The following is a 10065-nucleotide window of genomic DNA, read 5'->3' as shown; positions in this document are numbered from 1 at the left end:
ATACATTATTCATCCGAATTGCCTGGTATTTATGAATTTGATAGCATGATTATTAATGCTGCTGGTAATGCCAACGCAATCCATGCGTATGACTCTGATGGCAAAATTACTAATAGTGTTATCAATTTAAACCTAACACGTGCTCATGCAGACTCGTATGAGTACGGTTATGCTTTACGTCATTTCGATAATACACTTACGCTAATTGATTCATCTATTTCTGTTTCTGGTGATCACGGCGTTGGGCTTTCCCATGAAGGGCAGAATAGCCGAAATACGTTATTGGAAAATAGTATTATTGAAACATCTGGGGATTATTCTTTCGCTCTGCTATTGGCAGATTTTGAAAAATATAATATGGGTAGGCATTATGCAGAAATAAGCGGAGGGGCTTTGATTACGCATGGTGTTGGAAGTGATTCGCTCTATATTAAAGCCTTCGGGGCTCATAAGACTTCATTGAATATCGACTCTACCATCCTTAGTACTGAAGGTGAAAATGCGTCATTAATCAGAACGAATCAGGCTGTAGACATGTCACTTACCGAAGTCAAGGGAGCAGCCACTGGTGCCACGAGTCATGCGATTAATTTTGATAATACAATAGCTTTTGAAGATAATATCCGCCCCACCAGTTCGGTAAATATAAGTGGCAGCGAATTGTATGCAAGTGACGCATTATTTCTTATTGCTCAAGATTTTCAATCTGATGTTGATATTGCTATTAACAGTGGTACACAACTAGTAAGTGAAAATAACAAGTTATTAAAGAGCGAAAGCAGTAACAGCGATCAGACAATTCATTTCTCTGTTACGGACAGCACGGTCAGCGGCGATATTATTTCGGCAGCACGTAATGTTGACGTGACACTAAATACCGGCGGTAGCCTCCAGGGGAGGGCAGAAAACGTACGCCAGATGACCATAAATGAAGGTGGTAATTGGCAACTTGATACGAACACAACCCTGGAGACCCTTAATAATACTGGTGATGTGATGTTTAGTGATGATGCCGTTGGTCGGCAGTTGACTGTTCTGGGGGATTATAACGGTAATAACGGCACACTTAGTTTCAACACTCAGCTTGCAGGGGACGACTCTCTTACTGACATGTTAATCGTAGAGGGAAGCACTTACGGCACAACACAGGTCATTGTAAATAACCTGGGGGGAAAAGGTGCGGAAACTCTTAATGGTATTCCATTGATTACCGTAGCGGGTTCATCAGAAGGTGACTTTATTCAAAAAGAACGTATTGTCGCGGGTGCATGGGACTATTCACTACAACGTGCTAAAAACGGTAAAGACTGGCATCTGACGAGTATAGATACGTCATCGCCGCCACCGGACGTAACGCCACCGGACGTAACGCCACCGGATGTAACGCCACCGGACGTAACGCCACCGGACGTAACGCCACCGGATGTAACGCCACCGGATGTAACGCCACCGGACGTAACGCCACCGGACGTAACGCCACCGGATGTGACCTTCCCGGAAGCAAATAAGGTTATTCGACCTGAAGGCGGTAGTTACCTTGCAAACATCATGGCAACCGATATGTTTACTACCCGCTACAAAGACCGGCGCAGAGCAAATGTCTCGCAAGGTTATAGAACGGTGGCTTCTGAAGACTCTGGGTTATGGCTACGTCAAACCGGTCTTGATACCGATTTCGATGCGGCAGGAGGCCAACTCGACAACAGCTATTCTCGCTATACAGTGCAATTAGGAGGGCATTTACTATCGTATGAAAGTCCTGTTCATGGTTTGTTTAATGTGGGGATCATGTCGGGTTATGGAAGACAAAACAGTAAAAGTCAGTCACGCATAAACGGTTATAAATCTGAAGGAAGTGTTACGGGATACAGCGGTGGGATTTATACTAACTGGAGTAGCGATATTTCAGATAACGGCAGCGCTTACCTTGAATCCTGGTTGTTATATAATCATTTCACAAATAAGGTAAACGGGGATGACCTTAATACTGAAAAGTACACCAGTGCTGGACTCAGCGGTTCAGTTGAAGGCGGGTTCATATGGAAACTTGACGACAGGTTAACCATAACTCCAAACGCGCAAATTGTATGGAATAATATTAAAAGTGATACATTCCGAGAGAAAAATGGAACCCGTATTGAAACAGATAAGGGTAGCGCAACCTATCGTCTGGGTAGTAGATTCAGCTATGAAGTACATACTACAGGGAAAAGTAGCATTGTACCGTATTTAGAAGCAAACTGGATTAGTAAATCCGATGGAGACACCGTACAGATGGATAGTACAAAAATTGGATTTGAGGGAGCAAAAGATGTGCTCGATATGCGGATCGGAATTACTGGAAATATCACTGATAACTTCACGCTTTCTGTAGAAGGTGTTCATCAAAATGGTAGTCAGGGATATAAGAGTTTCTCAGGAGCGTTGAATCTCGGATATAGTTTTTAACATTATACCTCATTTCAGGATTAATCGTGGATATCGTAGTGTATTCGATATCCACGCTTTTTCTGTACGTCGCGACGGTTTTTTTAAATGTCCAGTTTGTCAGCCATCCGCTCCAGCTCATACTGGGGTCGGCGGATGCCGGCATGAGTATCTTACGGTTCTTTGTTATTGGAAGAGTCCGACTCGTACTTCTTTATCCAGACGTAAAGACTTGCGGGGGGGGAGGGATCGAGACGTATTGCAACGCTTTGCTGCAGTTTGCGCCTTCATTTTAGGGCATTCGGATATCTTTAAAGAATAGCTATCGTGAACAGTCCCATCGGTGTGACTACCATCGATTAGAACAAGCAGTTTTTATACCGCACCATCAGGTCTGTTTGAAAGCGGGGATTTATCCTTCGGACGTAGCGAGGCGTTCACAATACTGTGTGTTGTGTGCTAAATGGCGGTATAGCCCCTTCAGTCTATACCGCCACTCTTTCCTATCGTGCAATTAACGCAAACACGCCCCAGCCAATATATTCCCTTGTGTAAGCCACATGGCGCTTAGGCGCTATCGTCAACTCCGCGCGCACCTCCTGTGCAAAATCATCGTCGGGGTTTTGCTCCAGCCAGCGGCGCATTGTCATCCATTTCGCGGCTTCGTATCTGTCCCAGCCTTCCTTGTCTGCCAGCACCATTTCGACCAGGTCATAGCCCTGGCGATCGAAAAACGCGACAAGGTCGGGCAGGGTGAGAAAGTCTGCGGTGGAGGAGACGCCGCAAGCCCGAGCCGTCTCCTCCGTTGCGGGAACCTGTCGCCAGTAAGGTTCACCGATGAGCATGATTCCCCCGGGCCTAAGGCTTTGTGCCAGCAGGTCCATCGTCCCGGCAACGCCGCCCGCAATCCACGTGGCGCCAACGCAGGCCGCCACGTCGCATTGCTCATCCGCGACGTAGCCTGCCGCGTCGTTATGCATAAAATGGACCCGTTCGCTGACGCCGAGCGCCTCTGCGCGCCGCTTTGCCTGCGCGGTAAAGAGCGGGCTCATGTCGATGCCGGTACCGGTAATCCCGTGATCGCGTGCCCAGGTGCAGAGCATCTCTCCCGAACCGCTGCCGAGATTGAGAAGGCGTGCGCCTGGCTTCATGCGTAACGCTCGCCCCAGCGTTGCGTACTTTTCTGGCGTGAAGGGGTTATGAATGCGATGTTCGCTTTCGCTAATGGTAAAAATACGTGGGATATCCATTATCCTCTCCTTAACGATTATCAGGCTGGGCACGGACGTTGTTCAGCCCGGTAGTATTGATGCGGTAGGGCTGACCGTTAACGGATTTGATCAGCTTTTTGGTTTTAAGCTTTTTGAAGACGGCGAGCGTGCAGTCGCTGAGCAGCAGACCTTCGCGGCTATAGCATTCAACGGCGGTGACGCGGCCGGACGTATCGCGGACGTGCACAATACGGCCACCTTTGGCGAGAACGTGTAAGGTACGCTGTTCCTGACGGGATAAATTCATACTGGAAAACCTGTTTAATCATCATGTGCAAAACGTGCAAACACACAGCGGTGTCCGCATTCGATTTCAGCGCATTGATAATCAGTCCGGCCTGAAAAGGTCGGGGAGCTGATTATCGGATGATTACATTCTCCAGCATCAAAGCCTCGGATTGAGTTGAAAGGTATTTACGGGGTGAATGATAACATCGGGTCACTGTATGTGTATACCCAGGGCTGAAAAGTGTGATCCCGGTAGGATCACACGGTACCGTTTTTTATTTTTCTGTCGATTTCGGCCTGCGGCTTTCCGAAAAGATAGCCCTGCACGAGATCGCAGCCCAGCGCCTGAAGCCGTTCAAGCTGCGCTTCGGTTTCCACACCTTCTGCAATGACCCGCATATTCAGGCTCTTCGCCATGCCGGTAATCAGTTTAACGATATTAAGCGCGTCGTCTTGTGTGGATATTGGATTCACGAAGGATTTATCAATTTTAATTTTATCAAAATTGAGTTCACTCAGCCTTGAGAGCGAGGAATAACCCGTTCCGAAATCATCAATGGAGATCTTTACCCCCAGCGATCTGAGCTTTTTAAGAATAGTGAGCGGCGTGTTGCTGTCACTGAAGAGCGAAGACTCCGTAACTTCCAGCTCAAGGCGGCTGGCCGGCAGGCCCGTCTCTTTCAGGATGGACTGAACCATCGCAGTAAATGATTTAGTACCCAGCTGAACAGGGGAAACGTTTACCGAGATTCTGGCCGGAACCGCCCAGGAAACCGCCTCCCGGCAGGCAAGTTCCAGCACATTTTTGCCGATCTCGTTGATCATTCCTGTTTTTTCAGCAACAGAAATAAAGTAATCAGGTGACAAAATCCCCTTCACCGGGTGCATCCAGCGAATAAGCGCTTCATAGCCGTAAATTTCATTGCTGAATGAATCGACAATAGGCTGGTAATAAACAACGAATTCATGGTTGTCGATCGCGAGAGCCATATCATGCTCAAGGGTTCTGCTTTCCTGCAGCTTCTGCAGCATCCACTGACGAAAGACTTTTATCTGCTGGGAGCCCTCTTTTTTGGCTTCGTAGAGGGCCAGATCGGCAAATTTATAGAGATAATCAGAGCGCCGTTCATTATCAGATAAAACGATACCGACACAGGTAGCAATTTTTATCAGCTGATTATTGATCGTATAGGGCAGACTGATGTGAGCGCTGATCTCTTTGGCGCGCGACACCGCTGCGCTCTCGGTCAGGCCACTGGAGAGAAGTGCAAACTCGTCACCGCCCAGGCGGTAAAACGTGTCCGTCGCGTTACTCATTGAGGTAAGCCGTCGGGATACCTGATTCAACAGTAAATCGCCGGCGTCATGGCCATAGGTATCGTTGACCTCTTTGAACCGGTCTAAATCAAATAACATCACCGTGACAGGGGTATGGTTTTTATCCGCCTGAAGGTTAATTTTATTAAGGTCGTCCCAGAAAAATAGACGGTTTTTCATTCCGGTGAGGGAGTCATGATACACATCGTATTCCAGCTTCGAATTCTGTATTTGCAGCGTCTCTTTTGACCGCTGAAGTTCGTCAGCGAGGGTTTTAACCTGCATGTGGGCTTTAAGAATATTTTTATTCTGATAGATCATTAAGAACCCCAGAATAAAGCTTAATATCACCAGGAGTAACGAAAGTGCAGAATAGATATAATAAAGAATCTGTATTTTATGGTTGGATTCATTAATCGTGTTAATATCTTTTGTTAAGGCGGTCGAAGAGAGTTGACTGAGCGGCGCATCGAGCTGGTGCATATATGCCAGGTACGTTTTTAACTCTGCATGGCTCATTTTTTCCAGGTTGCTGTCCAGATACGCCAGTATTTCTTTCAGACGTGCAGCGATCTCTTGATGCGTTTTATCGCTCGCAATATAGCGGCCTAAATCTCCCCCGTTCAGTAACTCACCCTGGCTAAGCATTATTTCGAGACGCATGCGGGCCTGGTCTATCGTAACGTCATCGGTATCGGTTGCGTATAGACCAAGCCATGATTCAAATCGGTAATACTCAGATACCAGTTGAGCCACGGACCAGGACTCAGTGTAGTGAGTCAGTTTTTGCAGCTCTTGCTGACGATCGTAAACAAGAAATGCAATATATCCCGTCGTGATAAAAAGAGAAAAAATGATACCAACCAGTATCCTGTTCATTATGTTCTCCTGAACTGCTATTCAATCTTCATTTTGCTAACCTGCCATGCTGAACGCGAGTAATAAATTTGATTATTCAACTCAGGAAGACTGTCATAAGGGTATACAATGAATGATGGGCCTTTATCGCGGATACGCATATATTCGCCATTAATTTTTAAGGCAAGAATCGCGTTATATTTTTTAAAATCGCTGAGAGGAATAGCGGTAGCGTAATCGTTAAGGGCAATAACATTAACGACAGAACCCTTTGCTCCAACATAATCCATGAGTTTGTTCATTGGAACACCCTCAAACTTCGTTCGGCCCGTATACCAGGGAGACGTCGTCTCGAAACTCACCATCCCGAGTTTTTCAAGGCTTGCGAGATCAAACACTGCTTTTCCGTCTTCGTTAGTATTTTCTATATTCCCGTAAATCGTCAAAATAGGTTTTCCCGTGGGTTTCGGCAGTTCACCCGCCCAGGCTAAACTCTGAACCAGACAGCATACCAGCATTAGGATTATTCGCATTATGGCCTCCACTTTTGCACAGAAGTATATGAATTATAATTTAGTTATCACAGTAGTTTATGTATTTTATTGAGTCGCTATTACTTCTGTACTCACATGAGATGTAAGTTCAATTAAATCAATGTGTTATGTGGTTCTGGAAGAGTGATTTGCATCACATACAACGCCTCTTTTTTTTGAGGCACGCTACACTTACTTGAATAAACTCTCTTACGTTTAAAAAACGATCGTTTTAATTGAGCGTTATTTCCTCACCTCGAAGAATGTACCTGTGATGGACAGGTAAAAAAAACGCCACCCAATGGGCGGCGTCGTCATATTTAGCGGTTGTCCAGCGTAGTGCACCGTTACTTTTTCGTGCCCGGTGAAGCACTGAGCGGCAAACGCCATAGCTCGTAGCGTTCATGACCGGGTTTGACCGCGCCAGCAAAGTGGTCATTAAGGCTGCTTGAGGTGAAGATCAGGTCACCGTCCGGACGAATAGCCGGCGTGTCTGGCCAGCGTACGGCTTCATTTGCAGCAATAAGCGACATTGTACGGGTCTTCGGATCATACCGGACAATGCCGTTGCGGGTGACGTCCGTAATATAGAGGTTGCCCTTTGCATCGGTCACCAGACCGTCCGTGTTACCTCCCACCGTACCCAGATTCTGAATTTGCCCGGCAATCTGCGCATCGGTTGAGCCCTGCTGCTTCAGAGCGGCGGTCGGGAGCGCGTACGCATGTGTTCCCGTTGTTACCGTCCAGTACAATGTCTCTGCATCGGGAGAAAGCGCAATCCCGTTGATGCCAATCAGCAGCGGTTTACCCGGCCACACTTCCGCACCGTGGGAGACGACTTTTACGCCGGGTTCAATCTGCAGGGCAGGGTGGCGATCCAGCACGCGTCGGGCTGTACCGGTGGTGAAATCCACAACGATCAGACCAACGCGGTTTTCAGGCGCACTTCGCGATCCGCTGTCGGATATGTATGCGATACGACGATCCTCATCGACAATGACATCATTGAGGAAGCTCGCCTTACGGTCAGCCACGCCGTCCAGGGGGATCCGTTTAACCGTGCGGCCCGAGTCGAGATCCAGCACGACCAGTTTCTGCGAGCCTGCGGGGGATTCCGCTTCTCCCGCGACGAACCCCATATCCAGCGCCCATAACCAGCCGTTCTTACGATCAACATAAAAGCCGAGCACGTTGCGCAGGTTCCGGTCGGGAGCAGAATCTACCGCATTACCCTGGCGGGACGGAAATGCCGTCAGGCGCGCGGGGCCCGACTGCGTGCGGGTATCCAGAATGCTTAACGTGGCGGGCGCACTGGCCGAAACCAGTCGCGGCGTGCTGACAAAGGCGCGGCCCTTTGCATCAAAGTGAATACCGGCGATTGGGGCATTAACCGACCCGGAAAAAAGCGCCGGCTGCCCGTTATCCGGTGAATCCCAGCTTACGCCTGAATAGCTGCGCCAGCGTTCAAGAGGCAGCTGATTTGCCGCGCTGGCGCAGCTTGCGAAAGAGAACAATGCCGCCATCGCAATGGCGGAGAAAGTACGGGTAGATTGGGACATACATGCTCCGGTGAAGAGAGTAAGAAGCGGCTTCTTAATCCGGTATCAAAGAATGGAGCGGAACGTGCCGCCCTCGACGCGTACCGCAGCTCCGTTAGACGCTGCGCCGAGTGGGCTTGCCAGCAGCGCGACCATAGCGGCTATCTCGTCAGCCTCGATCATTCGCGCGATCAGCGAACTGGGGCGGTAGGTCTGGAAGAAATGCGCTTCGATCTCCTGGTCTGTCATGCCCGGTTTGGGGGCGGTCTGGCGCAGGTAGTCGATGATGCCGTCAGAGCGGGTTGCGGAAGGTAGTACGCTGTTGACCGTCACGCCCGTGCCCTTCGTCAGCTCGGCCATTCCTCGCGATACGGCCAGTTGAGCCGATTTGCTGACGCCGTAATGCACCATGTCAGGCGGCGTGAAAGCCCCCACTTCGCTGGACATAAAAATCACCCGGCCCCAGTTGCGGGCAAGCATGCGTGGGAAGTAATGGCGGGAAAGACGCACCCCGGACATCACGTTAATGTCGAACATACGCAGCCACTCTTCGTCGGTTATGTCGGCGAAGGCTCTGGCTTCATAAAAGCCCAGGTTGTTGATAAGGATATCGGTATCCGGGCAGGCCTTGAACAGCGCTTCTGTACCCTCAGCGCTCGCCAGATCGGCGACAACGGCGGATACCTGCGCCTGGGGAGCCGCGTGGGTTATTTTCGATACTGCATTTTGTAATTTTTCCCGATCGCGTCCGGTAATCGTCACGGCAACGCCTTCGCGCGCCAGCGTGCTGGCGATAGCCAGCCCAATTCCTGCGGTAGCTCCAGTGACAAGTGCGGTCTTACCAGTGAGTTGAAGATCCATAATTTTTGCCTTTTGGTGATGAGTGCGGTCACTTTACTCATCGCCCAATCGGAGATAAATTAGCGAAATTGAAAAACATTTGTTCCTGAAAGAGCAAAATGAGCAGAAAATTCGATTATCTCGGCGATGTTGAAGTCTTCATTACTGTCGTTGAACATGGCTCATTTACCGCGGCTGCGGTTGCCCTTTCAACCACCCCCTCAGTCCTGAGCCGCGCGGTGTCCCGCCTTGAAGTGCGTCTTGGACGACAGCTATTACAACGCACCACACGCCGCGTGGGGCTAACGGAAGCCGGACGGATTTATCTTGAGCAGGCGCGTTCTGCTTTTTCCCTGCTTGATGAGGCCGAACGCGATGGCCGGGGGCAGGAGGGCGATCTGACCGGCCGGGTACGGATCAGCGTCCCGACCACGTTCGGACACTATTGCCTGCCGCCCTTGCTGGCTCGCTTTTCCCGGCACTATCCGCGCGTTAAGGTGGAGCTGAACATCACCAATCGCAACGTAGACCTGATCGCCGAAGGATTCGATCTGGCTATTCGTCTGGGTCAGATGCCTGACAGTGGATTCGTCGCGCGTAAACTGCAGGATGCGGCACTGCTTTTGGTCGCCTCGCCCGCTTACCTTCAGCGGATGGGAATGCCGCAAACGCTGGATGAACTGCAGCAGCATATGTGTCTGCCTTTTATCATGCCGCGTACGGGCCGCATTGCCCCCTGGGTATTTCGCGTGGGCGAACGCGATGTGGACTGGCTGCCGGCTTCCACCATCGAAACGTCAGATGATGTTCTTGGCGTGGTATCGCTGGCTGAATGCGGGATGGGGATCTGTCAGAGCTATGAATTCATCGTTCGTGAGCGGATACAGCGCGGCCAGCTCGTTGAGGTGCTCCCGCAACTGCGCGGACGTTCGCGGCCTTTCTCGCTGATTTATGCGCCACACCGACGTCAGTCGGCAGCCACCCGGGCCATGATCGATCTTCTGACCACGGAACCATGACGCGGGTGTCTCCGTCATGAAAAAAGCGTCTTAT

At 49.8% G+C, this 10065-nt stretch carries 8 protein-coding genes; 2 read left to right on the top strand and 6 right to left on the bottom strand.

Annotated elements, in window-relative coordinates:
- Positions 1-2448: autotransporter outer membrane beta-barrel domain-containing protein (locus tag UTO39_RS13600; RefSeq protein ID WP_320727383.1), on the top strand; the 2448-nt coding region annotated here is incomplete at its 5' end.
- 482 nt (positions 2449-2930) lie between these two features.
- Here the strand turns inward: UTO39_RS13600 and UTO39_RS13595 are convergent.
- From UTO39_RS13595 to UTO39_RS13570, 6 genes are all read right to left on the bottom strand, one after another.
- The gene (locus UTO39_RS13595; protein WP_320727382.1) at positions 2931-3677 is read right to left on the bottom strand and encodes a class I SAM-dependent methyltransferase; all 747 of its coding nucleotides are present in this window, start codon (positions 3675-3677) and stop codon (positions 2931-2933) included.
- Between the two features lie 10 nt (positions 3678-3687).
- Positions 3688-3945 carry a YjhX family toxin gene (locus UTO39_RS13590; protein ID WP_028012097.1) on the bottom strand — a complete coding sequence of 86 codons (258 nt, stop codon included), beginning with the start codon at positions 3943-3945 and terminating at the stop codon, positions 3688-3690.
- A 239-nt stretch (positions 3946-4184) separates the two neighbouring features.
- Positions 4185-6122, bottom strand: a complete 1938-nt coding sequence (locus UTO39_RS13585; protein WP_320727381.1) for an EAL domain-containing protein — start codon at positions 6120-6122, stop codon at positions 4185-4187.
- Positions 6123-6139: 17 nt separating this feature from the next.
- Entirely contained in the window at positions 6140-6634 is a 495-nt protein-coding gene (locus UTO39_RS13580) for a molybdopterin-dependent oxidoreductase (RefSeq protein WP_320727380.1), read from the bottom strand.
- 347 nt (positions 6635-6981) lie between these two features.
- Positions 6982-8193: an L-dopachrome tautomerase-related protein gene (locus UTO39_RS13575; RefSeq protein ID WP_320727379.1), complete on the bottom strand. Its 1212-nt coding sequence runs from the start codon at positions 8191-8193 to the stop codon at positions 6982-6984.
- Between the two features lie 45 nt (positions 8194-8238).
- Positions 8239-9033, bottom strand: a complete 795-nt coding sequence (locus UTO39_RS13570; RefSeq protein ID WP_061099089.1) for an SDR family NAD(P)-dependent oxidoreductase — start codon at positions 9031-9033, stop codon at positions 8239-8241.
- Between the two features lie 98 nt (positions 9034-9131).
- Here UTO39_RS13570 and UTO39_RS13565 point away from each other — a divergent pair, with 98 nt between their 5' ends.
- Positions 9132-10031: a LysR family transcriptional regulator gene (locus UTO39_RS13565; protein WP_061099088.1), complete on the top strand. Its 900-nt coding sequence runs from the start codon at positions 9132-9134 to the stop codon at positions 10029-10031.
- Positions 10032-10065 lie beyond the last annotated feature (34 nt).

It is taken from the genome of Enterobacter sp. 118C5, assembly GCF_034107645.1.
GTDB lineage: Bacteria > Pseudomonadota > Gammaproteobacteria > Enterobacterales > Enterobacteriaceae > Enterobacter > Enterobacter nematophilus.
The sequence above is the reverse complement of the archived record's forward strand: the minus strand, read 5'-3'. Positions and strand labels throughout refer to the sequence as shown.